The organism is Paractinoplanes globisporus DSM 43857 (assembly GCF_000379645.1).
Taxonomy (GTDB): domain Bacteria; phylum Actinomycetota; class Actinomycetes; order Mycobacteriales; family Micromonosporaceae; genus Actinoplanes; species Actinoplanes globisporus.
This window is the reverse complement of the sequence record NZ_KB903312.1, coordinates 1,047-22,349: the sequence shown is the minus strand read 5'-3', so window position 1 is coordinate 22,349 and position 21,303 is coordinate 1,047. Positions and strand designations below refer to the sequence as shown.

The window sequence follows — 21,303 nt, the reverse complement described above, 5'->3', positions numbered from 1 at the left end:
AGGCCGGCGCGGTGGCGAGGCCGGCGGGGTGGTGACCAGGGCCGCGGCCAGGTCCGGCTGTGGGTGACGATCGTGGCCCGCGTACGGTTTTGGCCGTGACCACACCAGGGATCGACGTGCCCGACGCGCGCGGGCGGACCGGCCTCGACCGGGCCGGGCGCGACCTCGCCGGCAACCCGGATGTCGTGATCCGCGACGTCGAGCTGCTCGCCACGGCCTGGCACGTGCTGCGCCGCACGACCTTCGACTACCGGCACGCCGACGGCCGCTGGACGCGCGAGCAGCGGGAGACGTACGACCGCGGCGACGGCGCGACGATCCTGCTCTACGACCCGGCCCGGCGCACGGTTTTGCTGACCCGGCAGTTCCGCTATCCGGTCTACGTGAACGGCCACCCCGACGGCATGTTCGTCGAGACCGCGGCCGGCCTGCTCGACGACGACGACCCGGCCGACGCGATTCGCCGGGAGGCCGCCGAGGAACTGGGCGTCGAGGTCGGCGCCCTCGAGTATGTCTTCGGCGCCTGGATGAGCCCGGGCTCGATCACCGAGCGCCTGCACTTCTACGCGGCGCCCTACTCCCCCGCCACGCGCATCACGACCGGCGGCGGCGTGGCCGAGGAGGGCGAGGACATCGAGGCCGTCGAGCTCCCCTTCGACGAGGCCCTGAAACAGATCGCCGACGGCCGCATAGCCGACGCGAAGACCATCATGCTGCTGCAATGGGCGGCCCTGACCGGCCCCTTCAGTCTCTGAAGGGACCGGGAGGAACCGTCAGGGCTCGGGGAACTCGACCGGCCGCAGCGTCGCCCAGCCCTCGTCGCGGGCCTTGGCCGCCGCGAGCAGACCGCCGACCGCCGCCGCGTTGGTGATGTCGCCCCGGAAGATCATGGCGACCGCCTCGTCGAGGTCGACCCAGGCGACCTCGAGGTCGGCCTCCTCGTCGGTGCGCTCGTGGCGGTCGCCGTCGGGCACCGGCACGAGGTCGCGGGCCAGGAAGATCCGGATGATCTCGTCGGTGAAGCCGGGCGACGTGTGCAGGTCGACCAACAGGTCGTACCGGGCGGCCGTCAGGTCGGTCTCCTCGGCCAGCTCGCGGGCGGCGCCCACCACCAGGTCCTCGCCGTCGACGTCGCGCAGGCCGGCCGGCAGCTCCCAGAGCACCGCGCCGACCGCGTGCCGGTACTGCCGGATCAGCACCACCCGGTCGACGTCGTCGATCGCCACCACGCCGACCGCGCCCTTGGCCGCCACCACGTCGCGGCTGACCGTACGGCCGCTGGACATGGTGACCTGGTCGGTGCGGACCGAGAAGATCGCGCCCTGGTACCGAGGCTCCTCGGACACCGTGAGATGGGCGAACGCGGTCACGACGCGTCCACCTCGACCGGCAGTTCGTCCGCGGCCGCGTACACGACGGCGGCCTGGACCAGGCCGTCGAAGAGCGGGTGCGGGCGCGTCGGCCGGCTCTTCAGCTCGGGGTGCGCCTGGGTCGCCACGAAGTACGGGTGCGTCGCGCGGTCCAGCTCGATGAACTCGACCAGACGCCCGTCCGGCGAGGTGCCCGAGAAGACCAGCCCGGCCTGGGCCAGCTTCTCCCGGTAGTCGTTGTTGACCTCGTACCGGTGGCGGTGGCGCTCGGAGATCTCGGCCACGTCGCCGTAGACGCCGGCGATCACCGAGCCCTCGAGCAGGACGGCCGGGTAGGCGCCCAGCCGCATCGTGCCGCCCAGGTCGCCCTTGCCGGCCACGATGTCCTCCTGCTCGGCCATTGTGGAGATCACCGGGTACGGCGCCCGCTCGTCGAACTCCAGCGAGTTCGCTCCGGCCAGCCCCGCGAGGTTGCGCGCGGCGTCGATGGTCATGCATTGCAGGCCGAGGCAGATGCCCAGAATCGGAATCTGGCTCTCCCGGGCGTACCGCGATGTATTGATCTTGCCTTCGATCCCGCGAACGCCGAACCCGCCCGGGATGACGATGCCGTCCACGCCCTTCAGAGCGGTGGCCGCGCCGGACAGGGTCTCGCAGTCGTCGCTGGGCACCCAGCGGATCTGGATCTTGACATTGTTCGCGAAGCCGGCGGCCCGGATCGCCTCGCTCACCGACAGGTACGCGTCGGGGAGGTCGACGTACTTGCCGACCAGCGCGATCGTGATCGTGCGCTTCGGGTGGTGCACCCGGTGCAGCAGATCGTCCCAGGTGGACCAGTCGACGTCGCGGAAGGAAAGACCAAGACGCCGCACGACGTACGCGTCGAGGCCCTCCCGGTGCAGCACCTTGGGGATGTCGTAGATGCTCGGCGCGTCCGGGCAGGCGATGACGGCCTCGCGGTCGACGTCGCAGTACAGCGCCAGCTTGTGCTTGAGCTTCTCGGGGATCTCCCGGTCGCTGCGGCAGATCAGAGCGTCCGGCTGGATACCGATGTTGCGCAGCGCCGCCACCGAGTGCTGGGTCGGCTTGGTCTTCAGCTCGCCGGACGGCGCGAGGTACGGCACCAGGGAGACGTGCAGGTAGAAGACGTGGTCCCGGCCGACCTCGTGGCGCACCTGGCGGATCGCCTCGAGGAACGGCAGCGATTCCATGTCGCCGACGGTGCCGCCGACCTCGGTGATCACGACGTCGGGCACCCGGCCCGACTCGTCCGGGTCGGCCATCGCGAAGATCCGGCTCTTGATCTCGTTGGTGATGTGCGGGATGACCTGCACGGTGTCGCCCAGGTACTCGCCGCGCCGCTCGCGCGCGATGACCGTCGAGTAGACCTGCCCGGTCGTCACGTTCGCCTTGCCCGAGAGCGCCCGGTCGAGGAACCGCTCATAGTGACCGACGTCGAGGTCCGTCTCGGCGCCGTCCTCGGTGACGAAGACCTCACCGTGCTGGAACGGGTTCATCGTGCCGGGATCGACGTTGAGATAGGGGTCGAGTTTCTGCATGACGACCCGCAGTCCGCGCGCGGTCAGAAGGTTGCCGAGGCTCGAGGCGGTGAGACCCTTGCCCAGCGAGGAGGCGACGCCCCCGGTGACGAAGATGTGCCGCGTGTCGCGCACTGATGAGGCCAACGCCCGCTCCCGTGGGTTGTCTGTGGTCGGACATGCAGACCGGGACTCGAGGCCCCATCCACGGGAGTCCACCGTAACACCTGGGAGCGCGGCCGCACGTTCGGGCTGGTCGCGGCGCGTGTCAGCCGGATCACGTCAGCGGGGCGCGAGGTGATCTTGACCGGATTTGCGTAGGAGTGGGCCTCCGGGGCCGTCGGACTCGCCCTCGGGCCGGGTGCGGTCGGCCGCGTGCAGCAGCACCCGCAGCGCGGTCAGCACCGCTATCGGCACGGCCGCCGCGGCGGCCGCCCCGGCCACGGTCAGCGCCGATCCGCCCAGCACGCCGGCGATCAGGGTCGCCACGGTCGTTCCGGCGCCGGCCGCCCGGATCGCCGGATGCAGCCCGAAGAGGCGGTTCAGCCCGCCCCACGGCGAGAACTGGCAGAAGGCGAGCATCAGCACCCCGACGATCGCCAGGATCGTCAGCGGGCTCGCCAGCAGCGTCTCGCCGTTGGCCGCCGCCATCCGCTGCAGCGCCGGTCCACCCGACCCGTCGCCGAAGGCGGAGAGGAACCGGCCGAGGCTGCCCTGCTCGAGCTCGGGGCGGCGCAGGTCGACCACCGCGAAGGCGATGGTCACCGCGAGCCCGGCCAGCGCGGCCCAGGCGAAGCGGGTGAACGTCAGCCAGCCGCCGGTGCTCATCGCCGCGGCCACGCAGACGCCGGCGGTCACCGCGATCGCGCCGATCGGGTCGGCGCCCAGGTACGGGCTGCCGACCATGACCACGCCGACCCCGCCGAGCAGCACGAAGATCAGCGGCCGGTACGCCTTGGCCACCGACTGGGCGGTGCACCCGGCCAGCACCAGCAGCCCCGTCACGAACACGCCGAGGCCGACTCCGCCGACGCCCGCGTACCGGGCGCCGTTGATCGCCGAGTACCCGGCCACGCCGTTGAGCTGCAGCTGGGCGCCCGTGAGCAGATCGAGGCCGACCACGATCGCGCCGCACGCGGCCACCGCCGCCATCGGCCACAGGGTGCGCCGGTAGCGCGGGGCGAGGCGTACGGCGGCGGTGCCGGCCACGATGAGCGCGCCGGTGACCAGCCCGAAGACCCAGGCGGGGTGGTGGGCGCGCCACCAGGGCGACGCGTCGGCGAGCAGCGCGGCCGGGATGGCCAGTGCCGCGGCGATCAGCGCGAGCTCGACCGTCTCGACCACGCGCGCCGACGGAAGCGCCGGCCCCTTCGGCCCGCTGTGCCGTCGTGCCCGCACCATCACCGGCACGATCGCTGCGAACAACAGGAACTGCAGGATCGCCAGCACGGTGAAGAAGATGGTGGCCACGCCGCGCTGGGCGCCGGCCCGCTGGTCGGCGTTGTGCGGGCCCTGCACCGCGTCGGCGACGTTCGCGGGTTTGCCCGTCACGACCGACGCCGCGCGGCCGGCGAACAGCTTTTCCGGCTGCGCCTTGCCCAGCGCCGTGAGGATCGTCGGGGCCAGGTCGATCAGTTGCAGGTAGCCCTGGCGGCCGGTGCCGGCCGAGGTGAGCCAGCCGCCGTTCCAGCCCGGTCCCTCGGCGATCGCCACGTGCAGCCGGGAGGTGCGGTCGGTGTCCGAGACGCCGGCGACCAGCAGCAGCGACCGGTCGGGGCGGGCCGCGACGACCCGGGCGAGAGTGGCGTCGGCCTGCTCGACCAGCGTCGCGCGGGACGCCCCCGAGCCGGTGATCGTGCCGAGGTCGATGAAGCTGAGCACGCAGTCGGAGAGCAGGCTCCTCGGGTCGGCCGGCAGGGTGGCCTGGTACTTGTCGACGCGGCCGAACGGGCGGGCCGCCGCGATCGCCGCGCCCGGGCCGACCGCGACCGTGCAGCGCACCGACTCGGCCAGCGAGCCGGGCACCGCGCCGTACGGCAGCCGGTCCTGGTTGTCCTGCACAATGTTGCGCTGGTTGGTGATGTTCGCGCCGATCGCGTCGGGCTGGTCGAGCTCGGGCGCCAGCGGGCCGCAGCGGCTGGAGCCGGTGAGGATCCGCGGGTAGGCGGCGTAGTTGCCGGCGCCGAGCGTGACCCAGCCGTCGGACGGGCAGGTGACCCGCTGTGCCGAGCGCACGGAGAGCCAGCCGATCGAGCCCTTGGTCGCCTCCTGCCACAGCGTCGGGGTGCGCTGCGGGTCGAGGTCGTCCCAGCGCAGTCCGGCCGCGCCCGCGACGATGACGTAGTCGGCCGTGCTCTGCGGCGCGCCCTTGGCCGGGCGGACGGCCAGTCCCCCGAGACTCGCCAGGACGGCGAGCAGGACGAGGGCGTACGGGACCCAGAGCCGTCTCATACCCGGGCCGTGACCTCGGCGTACGCGGCCCGGACGGCCGACACGGTCTGCTCCTCGGTCGGCCAGGTGGCGGCCTGGACCGGCCCGCGCACCGCGTAGTCGGCCCGCAGCTGCGGGTCGGCCAGCATCCGGCGGACGGCCTTGTCGAGCGCGTCCACGTCGCCCGGCGGGATCAGCAACGCCGCGTCGCCGACCAGCCCCGGCACCCCGCCCACGGCCGTCGCGATCAGCGGCGTCCCCGCGGTCAGCGCCTCCTGGGCGAACAGCTGCCGCGCCTCCCAGTCGCTGGTGACCACCGCGAGGTCGGCCCCGCCGAGCAGGTCGGGCACGTCGGAGCGCCGGCCGAGCAGGTGGAACGGCGCGTGCCGCTCGGACGACTGCTGGGCGAGCGACATGTAGCTGGGCCCGGAGCCGGCCACCACCACGACCGGGACCGGGGTGAGCTGACGCCACCGCGCGGACGCCTCGATCAGCAGGTCGTAGCGCTTCTGCGGGTGCAACCGCCCGACCGAGAGGATCAGCGGCGCGCCCGGGGCGAGCCGGAACTCGGCGCGGACCGCGGCCCGGGTGCGCTTGGGCGCGGCCGGCGTGGGCGCGGCCACCTCGCCGAGCCGGGCGTTGCGCGCGCCGAGCGTCCGGGCCCGGGCGACGAGGTCGTCGGAGGCGCCGAGGGTCAGCGTGGCGCTGCGCGCGACAACCCGCTCGACCAGCGCCGACGCCTGCCCGCGCAGGCCCTTGGCCAGCACCGAGTTGTGCCAGGTGACGATCAGCGGGACGCCGGGGCGGGCGAGGCCGGCGACCAGGCCGGCGCGCAGCCCGTGCGCGTGCACGACGTCGACCGGGCGGGACGCGAGGGCGGCGCGCAGCTGGCGGACGGCGCCGGCGTCCTGCGCGCCCGGGTTGGCCGGGATCTCGACCGCCGCGAAGGTGGCGCCGGCCGCGGAGAAGCCGAACAGGTCGTCGGTGGCGGCCGGCCCGCAGACCAGCACCTCGCAGCCGGCCGCGACCAGCCCCCGGGCCAGCGAGGCGACGTGCTGCCCGATCCCGCCGGTGCTCGAGGCGAGCACGAGAGCCACCGAACCGCGCCATCCGTCGTCCACGGACCCAACACCCCTTCTCAGCCGCGCCGCCGCAATCGGGTGGCCAGCACGTTGACATCACGCCGGTCAAGAACGAACACCACCGCGCCGAACACGGCCAGCACGGTGAGCCCGCCCAGCATGCCCTGCCCGAGACTGTCGACGACGGTCGGGCCCGGACCGGTCAGGTGTCCGATTCCGGTCACTACGCCATACCCGGCGGCGGCGGCGATACCCGCGGCAACGATACCGACCGTGGTGGCGCGGGCCAGCCCGGTCAGGGCGGCGGGCCCCGCGTGCCGGCGGACGGCGAGCACGAGCAGCACGCCCAGGACCGTCATGCCGGCCGAGTTGGCGAGGCTCAGGCCGAGCACCTGCCGCTGGTCACCGAGGCCGGAGAGCGCGAGCGCGGCCCCGGCGGCGACCAGCCAGCCCACCGCCGTGGAGAACGCCGCCGCCACCGTCGCGCCCCGCGCGTAGAGGGCCCGGGACAGCAGGGCGAACAGCGCGTAACCGAAGAGGCCGGGGGCGAAACCGGCGATGCCGGGCGTGGCGGGCACCGCGCCCATCAGGTGCGCGATCGGCACGGCCAGCGCCGCGAGCGCGGCCGCTCCCAGCCCGGCCAGCAGCATCACCGACCGCGCCGTCCGGGACAGCGTCGTGCGGTACGCCTCGTCGTCGCCCCGGCTCGCGGACGCGGCGAGCGAGGGGTAGGCCGCGGTGGCCAGCGGCACGGCGAGAACCGCCCACGGCAGCAGGAAGACCGTCTGCGCCACGGTGAACGAGGTCAGGGCGTTGCTCACGGCGAGCGCGATGACGACCACGGTCATGATCTGCTGCGAGCCGACCGTGACGGCGCCGGCCCAGCCCAGCCGGACCGCCTGACGCCCCTCGCCGCCCGGGAAGCGCAGCGTCGGACGCAGCCGGAGCCGCACCCGGCGCAGCGGAATGAACAGGCAGAGCGCGAGCACGACCACGCCGGCCGTGGTGCCGGCCGCCAGCGCCAGCTCACCGGGGCGGCTCAGACCGGCGAAGTCGGTCTTGGCGCCGTCGATCAGCGCGTACGTGAGGTACGCGCCCATCACGGTCACGCTGGACAGCAGCGGGGCGATCACCGGCCAGGCGAACCGGTGGTGGGCCTGCAGGATGCCGGTGAGCACGATGCCGATGCCGTACAGCGGCAGCTGGGGGGCGAAGACCCGCAGCATGCTCGCCGCGGTCGCCTGGTGCTCGGGCGTGACCTTGGGCAGCAGCCCGGCGATCGGCCCGGCGAGCAGGCCGACCAGCAGGGCCAGCGGCACGAGCAGCACCAGCACCCAGGTGAGCAGCCCGGACGCGACCGCGTCGACCCGGTCGCGGTCGCCGGCGGCCACGTGCCCGGCCAGCAGCGGCACCACGAGGCTGGCCAGCGCGCCGCCCGCCACCAGCTCGAAGATGATGTTCGGGATCGTGTTGGCGGCGTTGTAGATGTTCGCGAGGTCGCCGATGCCGACCGTGTGCACGAAGACGAACGTGCGGGCGAAGCCGGCGATGCGGGCGACCACCGTGAGGACGGTGATGAGCGCCGCGGCCCCGGCGATCTTCGTAGCGGTCGTCGCCGTCACGCGGGACGGCGGCCCAGCTCGTCGACTCTCCGGAGCCAAGGCGTGTCCTGGATGACCTTGGTGTAGCTGACCTTCTCGCTCGCGGCGGTCAGGGCCACCAGCGCCGCGAGTGCGGAAAATCGACCCCATGTTCCCGTACGGGAGGTGAGCGCCACGCCGAGCAGGGAGCCCATGGCGTTCGCCCCGGCGTCGCCCAGCATGATCTCCTCGCCGAGGTCCTCGGGCAGCAACGCGGTCGCCGCGCCCAGGGTCCCGGCCGCGACTCCCCCGCCGACCGGCACCCCGATCGCGACGCCGGCCTTGATCGCGCGCCCCGGCCGCAGGTCGAGCAGGTTGACGAAGTTCGCCATCCCCGCGATCACTCCGGCGCCGAGCACAACATCCGTGGTGCGACCTAGGAAGCTAGTTCGTTTGCTGCCGATCAGCGCCGACGCGGCCAGGCCCGCCGCACCGAGTCCGACGATCTTGACGAGCCCGCTGGTCACCTGACCCTCGCGCAGCGCACCGAGGTGCCCGGCGAATCCCTTCACCGACTTCTGCGCGGGCTGGTTCCCCGCCATGTCGTCATAAAAGCCCACCGACCCGGACGTCATGCCGGCGGTGACGGCGGCGGCCGCGGTCCGAATGTCGGGAGCACCGGCGACGGCACCGACCGTGGCACCGAGCGCGAGCGCGGGACCGCCGGCCAGCGAGACCGTGCGACCGTGGAAGTTCGTCCGCTCCAGCGCACCGGCGCGCTGGTCGCGACGGATCCAGCCGAGGGCGGCACGAGCGACGGAGGCGCCGAGACCGAACGACCTGAGGACAGCCATGGCTGGGAAGTCTAGAGACCCGGCGCTAAGCCGCGGCCTTCGGCACCAGCGAGGTCGACCCGGCGCCGAGCCCGTACTGCCCGACCTTGTTCTGGACCATGCGTTCGGCGGTGACCATCGCGGTCGCGACCTGCCCCTGCACGGTGCTCGCGTTGTCCACCGTGGAGATCTCCTTGACCAGCGTCGGGTCGCCGCGCACGCCGGAGATCAGGTTTCCGTCGCCGACGCTCACCCCGGCCACCACCAGCGGCCGATCCTTGCCGAACTGGGTGGCCAGGGTCACCGCGGACTGGTTCTTCTTCGCGGCGTCCTTGTCGGTCGGCGGCTCGCCCGAGACGATCACGGCGCCCTCGGCGCCACCGACGGCATTGTCGCCGACGGCGAGATAACCCTGTTTCGTGTACGCCGTGAGCAGCGCCGCCACGTCGTCGGCGCTGGGCTGGGTCGCGCCCACCCGCTGCAGCAGCCCGAGCGCGAGCTGCGCGCTGGCCGTCTCGACCCCGTCGGAGTTGAGCGGCAGCCCCTCCATCGGGATCGTCGGCTGCGACGACTGACCGGCCAGGTCGAGCAGCTCGTACGTGTTGGCCGGCTCGAAGAACTTGTCCTGCACCGTGACCTTCGCGGTGACCGTGGCCCCCGCGACCTTGAGCATCGAGATCACGCCGTCGGCGTACTCGGACGTGTTCGGCAGCGCGATCACCACGATCTTGCGGCCGGTCAGCTGCCCGTTCAGGTACGCCGGGGCGATCTCGGTGGCGAAGTCCTGGTTGCGGTTGAGCTCCTCGCGGTACTGGTTGATCTGGTCGCGCTTGTTGTTGTTGTCCTTGCTGAGCGCGCTGATCTGGTTCTTGAGGCTGTCGGCCACCGGCCCGTTGAGCGCGGCGGTGCCCACGACCAGGCCGATGGCCAGGGCCAGGAAGACCGCGGTGAGCGACACCACGTGGTACCGGAAGTTGATCACAACAAACGCCTCGGTGATTTCTAGAAGAGGTGGCCCAGCTGGAAGACCAGATTGTCCCACCACTCGGAAACCACGGTGAGGTACGCCTTGCCGACGGTGGACACGGCCACCGCCGACGCCATCGCGGCGACGGCGGAGAGCACGAGCAACAGCAGCGCCGAGCCGGAGATGTTCTGCCGGTAGAGCCGGCTCACCCCCTTGGCGTCGACGAGCTTGCCGCCCACCTTGAGCCGGGTGAGGAACGTCGAGGCCATGCCGCCGCGCCCCTTGTCGAGGAACTCGACGAGGTTGGCGTGCGTGCCGACGGCGACGATGAGCGTGGCGCCCTTCTCGTCGGCCAGCAGCATGGCGAGGTCCTCGCTGGTGGCGGCGGCCGGGAAGGTCAGTGCCGACACGTCCAGCTTGTGTACCCGTTCGAGGCCGGGAGCGCGGCCGTCCGGGTAGGCGTGGACGACCACCTCGGCGCCGCAGCGCAGCACGTCGTCGGTGACCGAGTCCATGTCCCCGATGATCATGTCCGGGGTGTAGCCGTTCTCGACCAGCGCGTCGGCGCCGCCGTCGACGCCGATCAGCACCGGCTTGTACTCGTGGATGTACGGCCGCAGGACGTCCAGGTCGTCCTTGTAGTCGTAGCCGCGCACCACGATCAGCACGTGCCGGCCGGCGATCTTCGTCTGCACGTCGGGCACGCCGACGCCGTCGAGCAGCAGGTCGCGTTCCTGCTTGAGGTAGTCCATGGTGTTCGCCGCGAACGCCTCGAGCTGCACGGACAGTCCCTCGCGCGCGTCGGCCATCGCGGCGGACACGGTGTCGGCGTCCTGCCGGACCCCGCTCGCGACCGGGTCGCCGCCCAGCAGCACGGTGTCGTTCTCGATGGTGACCAGGTCGCCCTCGTGCAGCCGCTCGAAGACCTCCTCGCCGAGGTCGTCGACGAGCAGCACGCCGTTTTTGATCAGCACCTCGGGTCCGAGGTTCGGGTACCGCCCCGAGATGGACGGCTTGGCGTTGAGAACGGCGGCCACCCCGGCCGCGACCAGCGCGTCGGCCGCGACCCGGTCGATGTCGACGTGGTCGATCACGGCGATGTCGCCCGGGCGCAGGCGTCCGGTGAGCCGCTTGGTGCGGCGGTCGAGGCGCGCGGTGCCGGTGACCGCCTCGGGGTCGAGGCTCCGGGCACGGCGCAAGGTGGGAAGTCGCATCCCGGCCATCCTGACATGCCGGATCACACGCCTGGCACGCGACATGCGCGATCTCACCCACAAAAAGGGCGCAAGTCCCATTAAGGGAAAATCGGCCCCGCTAGTCCTTGTCGCTATCTTGCCACGTGCGGGCGAGACTGATCAGCCCCTTTTCTCGCGCCCCGCGACGGCCAGCAGCTCCTCCGCATGGGCGATACCGAGATCGGAGTCGGGCAGGCCGGCGAGCATGCGGGCCAGCTCGCGGGCACGCTCGGTCTCCTCCACTATCCGCACGCCGCTCGTGGTGATCGCGCCGCCGGTGTCCTTGGCCACCACGAGGTGCCGGTCGGCGAACGCGGCCACCTGCGGCAGGTGGGTGACGACCAGGACCTGATGGGTGCGGGCGAGCCGGGCCAGCCGCCGGCCGATCTCGACCGCGGCCTGACCGCCGACGCCGGCGTCGACCTCGTCGAAGACCAGGGTCGGCGGGCCGCCGGCGCCCGCGAAGACCACCTCGATGGCGAGCATCACCCGGGACAGCTCGCCGCCGGACGCGCCCTTCTGCAGCGGCAGCGACGGCGCGCCGGGGTGCGCGACCAGCCGCAGCTCCACCTCGTCGGCGCCGTCCGGGCCGACGGCGAGCGCGTCGATCGTCGGCTCGTCCTTGCCGGCGGTGCGGGGAACCACCGCCACCTCGACGCGGGCGTGCGGCATGGCCAGACCGGCCAGCTCGACGCTCACCGCCTCGGAGAAGCGCACCGCCGCCTCGGCCCGGGCCGCGGTCAGCCGCTGCGCCAGCTCGCCGACCTGCGCGGCGAGGCGCTGCCGCTCCTTGTCCAGCTCTTCCAGCACCTCGTCGGAGGTGTCGAGCGCGGCGAGGCGGGTGCGGGCGTTTTCCGCCCAGGCGATCACGCCGTCGATGTCGTCCGCGTATTTCCGGGTGAGGGCACGCAGCTCGGCCCGCCGCTCGTAGATCTGCTCGAGCCGGGCGGGGTCGGCGTCCAGCGAGCTCAGGTAGGCCGAGAGCTCGGCGGCGACGTCGCCGACCAGGGTGGCCGCCTCCTCCAGCCGGGCGGCCAGGTCGGACAGCGACGGGTCGACCGACGCCTGCGCCTCGAGAGTGCGCCGGGCCGTGCCGAGCAGCTCGGTCGCGTCGGGCGTCTCGTCGGCCGCCTCGACCCCGCTCGCCAGGGCCTGGGCCGCCGTGGCCGCGGCGATCCGCAGACCCTCGGCGTGCTCGAGCCGCTGCACCTCGGCGCGCAGCTCGTCGTCCTCCCCGGGCTGGGGGTCGACCCGGGTGATCTCGTCGAGGCCGAGCTTGAGCAAGTCGGCTTCCTGCGAGCGGGCGCGGGCGTTGCGCCGGCGGTCGGCCAGATCCTCGACGACCGCGCGCCAGCGGGTGAACCCCTCGCGATAGGTCTCCAGCAGTTTCTCGTGCTCGGGGCCGGCGAACCGGTCGAGCGCGCCGCGCTGCTCGGCCGGGCGCAGCAGGCGCAGCTGGTCGGACTGGCCGTGCACGGCGAGGACCTGCTCGCCCACCTCGGACAGCATCGCCACCGGCATGCTGCGGCCGCCGACGTGGGCGCGGGAGCGGCCCTCGATGGTCACCGTGCGGCTCAGCAGGATCGAGCCGTCGTCGTCGACCTCGGCGCCGGCCTCGGTGATGCGGGTCTGCACCGCGTCGGCCAGCGCGCCCCGCAGGCGCAAGCGGCCCTCGACGACCGCGCGGCCCGGGTCGGCGCGCACCCGGCCGGCGTCGGCCCGGCCGCCGAACAGCAGGCCGAGGCCGGTCACGACCATCGTCTTACCCGCACCGGTCTCACCGGTGATGACGTTCATACCCGACGTCAGCTTCAGCGTCGTGTCGTCGATGACGCCGAGACCGGTGATCCGCAACTCCTCCAGCACAGGGCAGACAGTAACGGTGCCCACCGACAATTGCCCACCGCGGATCCCACGAGCTCTACCGACCCGCGGCGGAAAACCCCAGAAAAAAACCGTCGATCAACGTCGATTACCCCGCCATCCTTCGACGGGCAGCGCGAACTTCGCCACGAGGACATCCGTGAACGGCCGGGGCGCGAGCCGCACCAGGCGTACGGGAAGCTGCCCACGCTCCACGGTGACCTTCGCGCCCGGCGGAAGGTCCCACGTGCGGCGCCCGTCGCAGCAGAGCACAGCGAACGACGTGTACGGGTCGACGGTGACCACGAACGACGAGGTCGGTCCCGTCACCAGCGGTTTCGAGAACAGGGCGTGCGCGCTGATCGGCACCAGCAGCAGCGCCTCCACCTCGGGCCAGACCACCGGGCCGCCGGCCGAGAACGCGTACGCCGTCGAGCCGGTCGGCGTCGCGCACACCACGCCGTCACAGCCGTAGCGGGCCAGCGGGCGGCCGTCCACGTCGACGAGCAGCTCGAGCATCTGCGCCCGCTGCCCCTTCTCGACACTGACCTCGTTGAGCGCCCACGACTCGGCGATGACCCGGCCGCCGTACTCGGCCCGGACGTCCAGCGTGAGCCGCTCGTCCACCTTGTACGTGCCGTCGACGACCTCCTTGACCGCGGAGTCGATGTCGCCGATCTCGGCCTCGGCCAGGAAACCCACCTTGCCCAGGTTGATCCCGAGCAGCGGCGCCTTGAACGGACGGGCGAGCTCGGCCGCACGCAGCAGCGTGCCGTCACCACCCAGCGCCAGCACGATCTCGACACCCTCGGCCGCCCGCGGCCCGGTCACCGGGGTGACCTCCTCGGGCAGGTCGAGGTCGGCCACCTCCTCGGCCACCACGCGCACCTCGAAGCCGGCCACGAGCAGGTCCCGGGCCACGGCCCGGGCGTGCTGCGCGCTCTGCCGCCGCCCGGTGTGTGTGACCAGCAGCGCCGACCGCATCATTCATCCTCCAACGAGACGGCCGGATCGTTCTCCGGCGCGCCAGAAGCTACCTCCCCGGACGGCCCCGCGGCGACCACTCTTTCGATCTCCACGCGGTCGGCCGCGGGCGCGTCGCGGCGGAACCAGACGAAGAACTCGACGTTCCCGCTCGGGCCCGGCAGCGGGCTCGCGGTCACGCCGGCCACGCCCAGGCCCAGCTCGGCGCCGGCCGCGGCGACGTCCAGCACGGCCTCGGCGCGCAGCCGCCAGTCGCGCACGACGCCACCCGCGCCCACTCTTTCCTTACCCACCTCGAACTGCGGTTTCACCATCAGCGCGAGATCGCCGTCGGCCCGGGTGCACGCGGCCAGCGCGGGCAGCACGAGCCGCAGCGAGATGAACGAGAGATCGGCCACGGTCAGGTCGGCCTGCCCGCCGATGATCTCGGGCGTGAGCGTGCGGACGTTGGTGCGCTCGAGAACCACGACCCGGTCGTCGGTGCGGATCGGCCACGCCAGCTGCCCGTAGCCGACGTCGACCGCCACCACCCGCGCGGCGCCGGCCCGCAGCAGCACGTCGGTGAAGCCGCCGGTGGACGCGCCGGCGTCGAGGCAGCGCCGCCCCTCGACGGCGAGGCCACCGAATGCCTTCAACGCGCCGGCCAGCTTGTGGCCGCCGCGCGAGACGTACTCGGTGGCCGGGTCCTCGCCCGTCACCAGGACCGGGTCGGCCGGGTCGACCATGGCGGCGACCTTGCGGGCCACGGTGCCGCGCACCTGCACCCGCCCGGCCTCGACCAGCGCCGCCGCCTGCTCCCGGGAGCGAGCCAGCTTGCGGCGCACCAGCTCGGCGTCGAGCCGGGCACGACGAGCCATCCGCTCAGCCCTCGATGCTCGAGAGGGTCTCCTGGAGCACCTGGTGCGCGGCCTCGTACGCGGCGATCTGCTCCCCGGGCGCCAGTTGCGCGGCGTTCGCGAGCGAGCGCAGCACCGCGTCGACGGCCGGGTGCCCGGTCTCCTCGACGATCCGTCGTTCGGCGGGCACGGCCGGCTCGGCGTACGGCCGCGGCGGAGTGGGCGAAGGCACCGGGCGGAACCCACCACCGGCCGGCGGCCCGGGCTTCGGATACTGCGGGAACGTCATGGACCTAGGCCTCCGGCTGGGTGCTGGGCGCGGCCTTCTTGACCGCCTTCTTGACCGCCTTCTTGGCCGGCGCCTTCTTCGCGGGCGCCGTGTTGGACGGTGACGCCTCGGGCAGCGGAACCTCCGCCGTCGCTGCCTTGACCGGCGCGGTCGGCGCCTCGGTGGTGCCCGCGGGCGCGACCTTCCGCACGGCCTTCTTCGCGACCGTCTTCTTCGCCACCGTTTTCTTCGCCGGCGCGACCGGGGTCGTTCCCGCCGCCGGCATCGCGTTCGGCGTCGCCGCGACGGCCTTCTTGGCGACCTTCTTCGCCACCGGTTTCGCCTCGGCTGCGCCATCGGCCCGCGCAACCTTTGCTTGCGCCGCCCGCAGGTCCTTTTCCAGATCCCGTACGCGTGCGGTGAGCTCGTTCACCTCGTCGGCCGTGGCCAGTCCGACCCGGCCGAGCGCCTTGTCCACCTCGTAGCGCACGATGTTGGTCAGCGCCTCGCGGTTGGCCATGCCGGCCGACAGCAGGTCGCCCACCAGTCCCTGCAGCTGCGCCGCGGTCGCGCCGCCGCGGTTGACCAGGTCACCCACGGCTTTCTCGGCGCGCTTGCGCGGTGTCTCGGTCAATCCGAGCGCCATTTCCAGGTACGCCCGCCATGCGTCCGGCATATTCCGCTCCTCTCGGGGCTCACGTCGGGTGTCACGCTACCGGGCGGTTCGCGTGCGATCGTGAGGTACCGTGCGCAACGGCGTGCGGTGTCGCGGGAAGTCGCCGCCAGGGAGGGTGTGACGGATGGCCACCGTGGACGAATGCCGGACGGCCCTGCACGGTCTCGCGGCGAAACTCGACGAGAACGTGGAGGCCCGCGGCAAGCTCGATTTCGAGCGGACGCTCGCCTGCCGCGTGACCGATCTCGGCACGGCCTTCCACGCCCGGCTCAGCGGCGGCCGCCTGCTCGACATCGCGGACGGCGACGACCCTAGGGCGAAGATCGCGCTGACCGCCGCGAGCGACGACCTGATCGCCCTGCTGGCCGGCAAGCTCGACGTCACCCGGGCCATCGCGTCCCGTCAGATCTCCGTCAAGGCGAACCCGTTCGACCTGCTCAAGCTGCGGAAACTGCTGTAGCCGCCCGGGGCATGTTCCAGCCCTCGGCCAGCCGCGACGGGTGCACGTTCTCCGCCCCGCCGAAGAAGTCGCAGAACTTCATGATCAGCGGGTCCCAGCGCAGCGGGTCGACGTACGACGTGCCCGGGATCACCAGCTCCTCCTCGACGTGCGCGCGCAGCACCCGCACCTCGTAGCCGTGCGCGCTCGTGTCCGGCGCGCCGAACGCGTGGTGCGCGGTCACCGTGCACTCCAGCTGGATCGGGCACTCGCGCACCCGCGGCGGCTCGACCAGGTCCGACTGCTGCTCGGTGAGCCCGGCGTGCGCGAACTTGTCGGCCACGTGCCGGTAGCCCTGCGCCCGCTTGTAGCCGATGATCTCGGGCTTGCCCGTGGTCAGCGCGATCCGGTCGACCGCGTCGACCATGTCCGACGACGGCAGGTTGAGCACGCACTCCCCGTGCCGCTGCAGGTTGGCCGCGGTCTGGCTGTTGTCGCCCATGCCGAGCATCGCGGACTGGCCGAGCCACCACGCCGAGGACATCGGGGCGAGGTTCGCGGTGCCGTCCGGGTTGATCGTGCTGACCAGGACGACCGGGGTGCCGTAGTAGTGAACCTTGAGTCCGGGTACCAGATGCATGCCTCAATGCTCCCGTCTCGAGGGGCCGCTGGCTGGCGGAAATCGGACCTCTCGATCGCTTAGGACAAGGTCCTTCATCACGAGGCAAGCCGGTCTAGACCGGCGAGGACCTGGTCGGCGGCAGCGGTCGCCTGCGACAGCTGGCCGGTGATCTCGGCGAGCACGGTCGCCTGCTCCTCGACGGACGCCGCGATCGACATCTGCAGCTCGTGGATGCCTCCCACCGCGTCCGTCGTGGTCGCGAACGTCTGCGCGACGTCGCCGGTCTCGGCGACGATCGCCGTGATCACCTCGTTGACCTTGCCGACGGACGTCGCCGTCTCCCGGGCGAGGTCCTTGACCTCGCCCGCCACGACCGCGAACCCCTTGCCGACCTCGCCGGCCCGCGCGGCCTCGATCGTCGCGTTCAGCGCGAGCAGGTTCGTCTGGTCCGCGAGCGACGCGATGAACGCGTTCACGTCCGCGATCTCCCCGACGGACCGCTCCAGGGCGCGCACCTTGTCGCCGGCCGACGACGCCGCCTCCTTGCCGCTCGCGGCGGTCTCCGCGGCCTGCCCCGACCGCGACGCGATATCCCGCACCGACGACGTGAGCTCGCCCAGCTTCCGGTCGACCTCACCGACCGCCCGGATCGCCGCGTGCGCCTCCGCGCTGATCGCCGCCACCGACTCGGTGATCTGCCGTGCCTGCTCCGCGGCCTCCTCCGAGCGCTGCCGCAGCGCCGCCGCGGCCTCGTCCCGGGCGAGCCGCTCGGCCTCCTCGGTGTCCCGCCGGGCCTGTTCGGCCTGCTCGGCGAGCGTCTCGTTCTCCTTCTCGGCCAGCTCGGCGAAGTGCCAGAAGATCACGATCCCGGTTACCTCGATCGCGGCGAGGCCCGCGTGCAGCGCGACCTGCCCGATGGCGCCCAGGTGCGACAGGTGCATCCCGAACACCCGGTGCGGCGCGACCAGCCCCAGCACGCCGTGATGCACCACCACGACGACCACCGAGCAGATGAGCGGCGACCACTGCTGATAGAGCGCCACGAAAATCAGAATCGCGTACAGGTGGATATGCGTCGACATCGCGCCACCGGACAGCTCGATCGCCACGAAGGTGCACGCGATCAGGCCCACGCTGGTCAGCGTCGCCTTGGCGCCGGGCGTCGGCATCAGCCGGGTGGCCGCCGCGATGACGGCGATTCCGGCCGGCAGCAGAATTCCCTCCGCGACCGGCCGCGGCCCCAATATGCCCAACAGCAGGAACGCGGGCACATGCAGCCACAACAGTCCCAGGACAATCCGGTGGCGGGCCAGCCAGGAAGTCTCGGAAAGCCGCGCGCCCCGAGGCAACCCGGAAAGAGCAGAAGGCATACCCCTGATCATCGATGCTGAGCGGGCTCGCTCACGCCGAAATCAGAGGTTCCGCCTACAGACCCCAGTTCTCGAAAAGGGCGGCCGCGGCCGGCGAAACGGGCTCGAGCGCCGTGACGGCCACACCGTCCCACGTCTCGCCGCAGAGCAGGCGCAGGGCCGTGATCGGGTCGCCGTCACCGTCGAGCCTCGCGCGGTCGCCGTCCCGGGTGACCGTCCAGCCGCCGGCGGCCGGGAGGTTCAGCGGGAGCAGCGCGTCCTCGCCCGGGCGGAACAGGCCGCTCAGGTCGGCCGCCACGTAGGTCGGGCGGCGCTCCGGCGGGGCGGCCAGAAGCTCGGCCGGACCGGAGACGCCGGTCAGCACGAGCAGGCTGTCCATGCCGGCGCCGACGGCGCCCTGGATGTCGGTGTCCAGCCGGTCACCGACGGCCAGTGGGCGCTCGGCCCCGGAGAGCGAGGCCGCGGTGGTGAACAGGGCCGGTTCGGGCTTGCCGACGACCAGGTCGGGCTCGCGGTCGAGCGCGGTGCGCAGCACGGCGACCAGCGAGCCGTTGCCGGGCAGCGGACCGCGCGGGCTCGGCAGGGTGCGGTCGGTGTTCGTCGCCACCCAGATCGCACCGGCCCGCACCGACAGCGCGGCCTCGGCGAGGATGCGCCAGCCGACGTCCGGGCCGTAGCCTTGCACGACGGCGGCCGGATTGTCCGCCAGTGTCTCCACCGGCGTCAGCCCGGCGTCGCGCACCTCGGCCCGCAGCGCCTCGGCCCCGACGACCAGCACGGGCGCGCCGGCCGGAAGCCGCTGGGCGAGCACCGCGGCCGACGCGCCGGCCGAGGTGAGCACCTCCTCCGGCTTCGCCGGGACACCCATGCCGGTGAGCAACGCGGCGACGTCCGGCGCGCGGCGCGACGCGTTGTTCGTCGCGTACGCCACCGCGACGCCGTTGCCGCGCAGTCGCTCCACCGCCTCGGCCGCGCCCGGGATCGGCTTGTCGATCAGGTAGACGACCCCGTCCAGATCGAAGATGACCAGGTCGTAGCCGCTCGCCAGGCCGTCACTCACTTGCCGGCGGCCTTCGCGTCCCCGTCGCTCCGGACGTCGGCGCCGGCCTCGGCGTCGAGGTCGTCCTCGTCGTCCTCCTGGTCGGCGGCGTCGTCGGCCTTGGCCTTCACGTCGTCGTCGACGAAGTCGTCCTCGTCGTCCTCGAGGTCGTCGTCATCGTCGTCGTCGGGCAGACCGTCGACGCGGGCGGTGGGCTCGTCCTCGTCTTCCTCGAGGTCGTCCTCGTCGTCGTCCTCGAGATCGTCGTCGAGCCCATCGTCGACGTCGTCGTCCTCGACCTCGTCGAAGTCGTCGTCGTCCTCGCCGGCCGGGGGTCCGGCGCGGTTCTCGGCATCCCGGTCGGCGTCGTCCTCGTCGTCCTCGTCGCGCTCAGCGGCGTCGCGGAGGTCGTCCTCGTCCTCATCCTCGTCGTCGTCGCCCTCAGCGGCGTCGCGGAGGTCGTCCTCGTCGTCGCCCTCAGCGGTGTCGCGGAGGTCGTCGTCCTCGTCCTCGTCGTCGTCGTCGATCGTGATGCCGTCGAGCTCGAGCAGCCGCTCGGTCGCGTCGGTCAGCTGGTCCTCGTCGACGGCCGCGGCGCGGGAGAACCACTCCCGGGCCTCGTCCCGCCGGTCGGCGGCGAGCAGGGCGTCCGCGTACGCGTAGCGCAGCCGCGCCGCCCACTCGGCGTCGTCGCTGCTGGTCAGCTCCTTCACCTGCAGCATGGCCACGGCCGCGTCGTGCTGCCCGAGGTCGCCGCGCGCGCCGGCCGCGACGATCAGCAGCTCGATCGCGCCCGCCTTGTCCAGCGCCTCCATGTCGGCGCCGCGGAACAGGTCGACCGCCCGCTCCGGCCGGCCCAGGGCCCGCTCGCTGTCCGCGATCTCGGCCAGGTGCGTCTGCCGCCCGGTCATCCGGTGATACGTGCGCAGTTCCGCGATCGCGGTGGTCCAGTCGCCCGCCGCGTACGCCGCGAGACCGACCGCCTCCCGCACGACCGCGATCCGCGACGCGAGCCGCCGGGCCGCGATCGCGTGCTGCAGGGCGAGCTCGGCGTCCTCGTCGATGATCTGCCCGGCCGCCACGAGGTGCCGGGAGACCCTGTCGGCAGTGTCCCGGGCCAGCGAGATCAGCTCGGCCCGAACCTCCTGGTCGAGGTCGGTCGCGACGATCTCCTCGGGGATCTCGGGCGCCTTGAAGGCGTTCGGCTCGTCCCCACCGGCCGCCTCGCCCCGCTCCTGGTCGTCACGGAACCCGCGACGCGGCTCACGCTCCTGGTCGTCCCGGAACCCAGGACGCTCCTGGTCACCCCGGAAGCCGCCGCCCTGCGGCCGCTCCCGATCCCGATCCCCGCGGTACCCACCGCGGTCGCCGCCGCCCTGATAGCCCCCGCGATCGCGGTCGCCGCCACGGTAGCCACCGCGGTCGCCGCCACTCTGCGGACGATCCGACCGGTAGCCACCCCGGTCGCCACCACTCAGCGGGCGATCCGACCGGTAGCCACCCCGGTCACCACCACTCTGCGGACGATCCGACCGGAAGCCGCCACGGTCACCCTGGGGACGATCCGTTCGGTACCCGCCGCGGTCGCCCTGCGGGCGGTCCGACCGGAAGCCGCCGCGGTCACCCTGCGGACGGTCCGACCGGAAGCCGCCGCGGTCACCCTGCGGACGGTCGCCCTGGGGCCGGTCGCGGTCACCGCGGTACCCGCCGCCGCGCCCGGCCGGCCGGTCCCGATCCTGGTAGCCGCCCCGGTCCCGGTCACCGCCGCGGTAGCCACCGCGGTCGCCCTGCGGACGGTCGCCCTGCGGACGGTCGTCCCGGTAGCCCGGACGGTCCCGGTCCCCCCGGTACCCGCCGGAGCCACCCTGGTAGCTGCCGCGCGCGCCCTGCTCACGATCCCGATAGCCGCCACCCTGCGGACGGTCCGGCCGGCTTCCACCCTGCGGGCGATCCGAACGGTAGCCACCCCGGTCGCCACCGCCCTGATAGCCACCCCGGTCACGGTCGCCACCACGGTAACCGCCGCTCTGTGGACGGTCGGACCGGTAACCACCACGGTCGCCGCCACTCTGATAGCCGCCACGGTCACGGTCGCCACCGCGATAGCCGCCGCGGTCGCCGCCGCTCTGCGGACGGTCGGACCGGTAACCACCACGGTCGCCGCCACCCTG

General features: G+C 72.8%; 19 protein-coding genes and 1 pseudogene. 3 read left to right on the top strand and 17 right to left on the bottom strand.

Annotated elements, in window-relative coordinates; genetic code table 11:
* Positions 1–95: 95 nt before the first annotated feature.
* The gene (locus A3CQ_RS0126695; protein ID WP_040432967.1) at positions 96–755 is read left to right on the top strand and encodes an NUDIX domain-containing protein; all 660 of its coding nucleotides are present in this window, start codon (positions 96–98) and stop codon (positions 753–755) included.
* Between the two features lie 18 nt (positions 756–773).
* Here the strand turns inward: A3CQ_RS0126695 and A3CQ_RS0126690 are convergent, their stop codons facing one another.
* The 13 genes from A3CQ_RS0126690 to A3CQ_RS0126630 form a co-directional block, all read right to left on the bottom strand.
* Positions 774–1,370: an NUDIX domain-containing protein gene (locus A3CQ_RS0126690; RefSeq protein WP_020514013.1), complete on the bottom strand. Its 597-nt coding sequence runs from the start codon at positions 1,368–1,370 to the stop codon at positions 774–776.
* Complete coding sequence (gene pyrG, locus A3CQ_RS54105; RefSeq protein ID WP_040432911.1) at positions 1,367–3,055, bottom strand: CTP synthase; 1,689 nt, start codon at positions 3,053–3,055, stop codon at positions 1,367–1,369. The genes A3CQ_RS0126690 and pyrG overlap by 4 nt, the downstream gene beginning before the upstream one ends.
* 135 nt (positions 3,056–3,190) lie before the next feature.
* A complete protein-coding gene (locus tag A3CQ_RS54100) occupies positions 3,191–5,359 on the bottom strand; it encodes a hypothetical protein (RefSeq protein ID WP_020514011.1) in 2,169 nt (722 codons plus the stop codon).
* On the bottom strand, positions 5,356–6,459 hold the full coding sequence (locus tag A3CQ_RS0126675; protein ID WP_020514010.1) for a glycosyltransferase family 4 protein: 1,104 nt from the start codon (positions 6,457–6,459) through the stop codon (positions 5,356–5,358). Before A3CQ_RS0126675 ends, A3CQ_RS54100 begins: the two co-directional genes overlap by 4 nt.
* A 17-nt stretch (positions 6,460–6,476) precedes the next feature.
* Positions 6,477–8,042, bottom strand: a complete 1,566-nt coding sequence (gene murJ / locus A3CQ_RS0126670) for a murein biosynthesis integral membrane protein MurJ (protein ID WP_020514009.1) — start codon at positions 8,040–8,042, stop codon at positions 6,477–6,479.
* Positions 8,039–8,854, bottom strand: coding sequence for a hypothetical protein (locus A3CQ_RS63015; protein ID WP_020514008.1), 816 nt, complete (start codon positions 8,852–8,854; stop codon positions 8,039–8,041). The genes murJ and A3CQ_RS63015 overlap by 4 nt, the downstream gene beginning before the upstream one ends.
* A gap of 25 nt (positions 8,855–8,879) precedes the next feature.
* The gene (locus A3CQ_RS0126660) at positions 8,880–9,815 is read right to left on the bottom strand and encodes a copper transporter (protein ID WP_020514007.1); all 936 of its coding nucleotides are present in this window, start codon (positions 9,813–9,815) and stop codon (positions 8,880–8,882) included.
* 20 nt (positions 9,816–9,835) lie between these two features.
* A complete protein-coding gene (steA, locus tag A3CQ_RS0126655) occupies positions 9,836–11,014 on the bottom strand; it encodes a putative cytokinetic ring protein SteA (RefSeq protein WP_020514006.1) in 1,179 nt (392 codons plus the stop codon).
* 141 nt (positions 11,015–11,155) lie between these two features.
* A complete protein-coding gene (gene recN / locus A3CQ_RS0126650) occupies positions 11,156–12,901 on the bottom strand; it encodes a DNA repair protein RecN (RefSeq protein ID WP_020514005.1) in 1,746 nt (581 codons plus the stop codon).
* A 96-nt stretch (positions 12,902–12,997) separates the two neighbouring features.
* Positions 12,998–13,885, bottom strand: coding sequence for an NAD kinase (locus A3CQ_RS0126645; protein WP_026206233.1), 888 nt, complete (start codon positions 13,883–13,885; stop codon positions 12,998–13,000).
* Positions 13,882–14,739, bottom strand: coding sequence for a TlyA family RNA methyltransferase (locus tag A3CQ_RS0126640; protein ID WP_020514003.1), 858 nt, complete (start codon positions 14,737–14,739; stop codon positions 13,882–13,884). The genes A3CQ_RS0126645 and A3CQ_RS0126640 overlap by 4 nt, the downstream gene beginning before the upstream one ends.
* 4 nt (positions 14,740–14,743) lie before the next feature.
* Entirely contained in the window at positions 14,744–15,007 is a 264-nt protein-coding gene (locus A3CQ_RS0126635; protein WP_020514002.1) for a hypothetical protein, read from the bottom strand.
* Between the two features lie 4 nt (positions 15,008–15,011).
* Positions 15,012–15,662: a phasin family protein gene (locus A3CQ_RS0126630; protein WP_026206232.1), complete on the bottom strand. Its 651-nt coding sequence runs from the start codon at positions 15,660–15,662 to the stop codon at positions 15,012–15,014.
* Positions 15,663–15,786: 124 nt separating this feature from the next.
* On the opposite strand from A3CQ_RS0126630, the gene A3CQ_RS0126625 reads away from it, so the two are divergent.
* A complete protein-coding gene (locus tag A3CQ_RS0126625) occupies positions 15,787–16,122 on the top strand; it encodes an SCP2 sterol-binding domain-containing protein (RefSeq protein WP_020514000.1) in 336 nt (111 codons plus the stop codon).
* Here the strand turns inward: A3CQ_RS0126625 and A3CQ_RS0126620 are convergent.
* The 4 genes from A3CQ_RS0126620 to A3CQ_RS63010 all read right to left on the bottom strand — a co-directional run bounded on the left by A3CQ_RS0126620 (position 16,100) and on the right by A3CQ_RS63010 (position 20,214).
* Positions 16,100–16,741 (bottom strand): flavin reductase family protein, encoded by a 642-nt coding sequence (locus tag A3CQ_RS0126620; RefSeq protein ID WP_020513999.1) that lies wholly within the window; start codon positions 16,739–16,741, stop codon positions 16,100–16,102. The genes A3CQ_RS0126625 and A3CQ_RS0126620 overlap by 23 nt on opposite strands.
* Positions 16,742–16,818: 77 nt before the next feature.
* Positions 16,819–18,093, bottom strand: a complete 1,275-nt coding sequence (locus A3CQ_RS0126615; protein ID WP_051115362.1) for a methyl-accepting chemotaxis protein — start codon at positions 18,091–18,093, stop codon at positions 16,819–16,821.
* Between the two features lie 55 nt (positions 18,094–18,148).
* Positions 18,149–19,153 (bottom strand): HAD-IIA family hydrolase, encoded by a 1,005-nt coding sequence (locus A3CQ_RS0126610; protein WP_020513997.1) that lies wholly within the window; start codon positions 19,151–19,153, stop codon positions 18,149–18,151.
* Complete coding sequence (locus tag A3CQ_RS63010; RefSeq protein ID WP_020513996.1) at positions 19,150–20,214, bottom strand: hypothetical protein; 1,065 nt, start codon at positions 20,212–20,214, stop codon at positions 19,150–19,152. Before A3CQ_RS63010 ends, A3CQ_RS0126610 begins: the two co-directional genes overlap by 4 nt.
* Between A3CQ_RS63010 and A3CQ_RS61760 the strand changes: the two are divergent.
* A pseudogene (locus A3CQ_RS61760) lies at positions 20,164–21,303 on the top strand (hypothetical protein); the annotation flags it as partial. The gene A3CQ_RS63010 and the pseudogene A3CQ_RS61760 sit on opposite strands and share 51 nt — an antisense overlap.